Source organism: Streptococcus oralis subsp. dentisani (assembly GCF_003944205.1).
Lineage (GTDB): Bacteria > Bacillota > Bacilli > Lactobacillales > Streptococcaceae > Streptococcus > Streptococcus oralis_BH.
This window is the reverse complement of sequence record NZ_RJPH01000047.1, coordinates 1-551: the sequence shown is the minus strand read 5'-3', so window position 1 is coordinate 551 and position 551 is coordinate 1. Positions and strand designations below refer to the sequence as shown.

At 46.1% G+C, this 551-nt stretch carries 1 protein-coding gene; it reads left to right on the top strand.

Annotated elements, in window-relative coordinates:
- On the top strand, positions 1 to 551 hold a 551-nt coding region (locus D8805_RS10060), incomplete at both ends, for a hypothetical protein (protein ID WP_185774605.1).

Sequence of the window (551 nt, the reverse complement as noted above, 5' to 3'; positions counted from 1 at the left end):
GTATCAGCTAGTCAATCAGCTTCAGCTTCAGCATCTGTATCAGCTAGTCAATCAGCTTCAGCTTCTGTAAGCTCAAGTCAATCAGCTAGCGCATCAGTATCTGCAAGTCAATCAACTTCAGCATCAGTATCTGCAAGTCAATCAGCTTCAGCATCTGTATCAGCTAGTCAATCAGCTTCAGCTTCTGTATCAGCTAGTCAATCAGCTTCAGCATCTGTATCAGCAAGTCAATCAACTTCCGCATCAGTATCAGCGAGTCAATCAGCTTCAGCATCAGTATCAGCAAGCCAATCAACTAGCGCATCAGTATCTGCAAGTGAATCAGCTTCAGCTTCTGTAAGCTCAAGTCAATCAGCTAGCGCATCAGTATCTGCAAGCCAATCAGCTTCAGCATCAGTATCAGCAAGCCAATCAGCTAGCGCATCAGTATCTGCAAGCCAATCAGCTTCAGCGTCCGTAAGCGCAAGTCAATCAGCTTCAGCGTCAGTATCTGCAAGCCGTAAGCGCAAGTCAATCAGCTTCAGCGTCAGTATCTGCAAGCCAATCAGCTT